The sequence below is a fragment of the Lysinibacillus sp. GbtcB16 genome, from assembly GCF_019091145.1.
GTDB lineage: Bacteria > Bacillota > Bacilli > Bacillales_A > Planococcaceae > Lysinibacillus > Lysinibacillus fusiformis.
In genome coordinates, this window is sequence record NZ_JAGXJV010000215.1 from 1 (window position 1) to 328 (window position 328).

Below are 328 nucleotides of genomic sequence, written 5' to 3' on the forward strand. Positions count from 1 at the left end.
TATAGAGCAACAGAGATGACCACCTACTTAGGCATTATGGCTACGGTGATTTTAAGTGTAGCATTGATTATTAATTTAATTGCTATATATATGAAAGGAAAGGGTGATTAATATGGATAATGTAAGTGAGGAAGATAAGCGTAAGATAGCACAAGAAGTTGTGTTAACAGCTCCTGAAACTGCAAATGTTTTAGGTGTTACAACTCAGCGATTACACACGCTTGTAAAACAAGGTCGTATAACACCTTTGAAAGTATCAAATCGAATTGCAGTTTATTTTCGTCCTGATGTAGAAAAGTTAGCGGAAGAGTTAGCGCCATTAAGAGAA

Annotated in this window: 1 protein-coding gene; it reads left to right on the forward strand. The window is 35.7% G+C overall.

Annotated elements, in window-relative coordinates; translation table 11 throughout:
• Window positions 1–112 precede the first annotated feature (112 nt).
• Window positions 113–328, forward strand: a 216-nt coding sequence (locus KVT27_RS24060) for a helix-turn-helix domain-containing protein (protein ID WP_217582119.1), incomplete at its 3' end; no start/stop codon positions are given.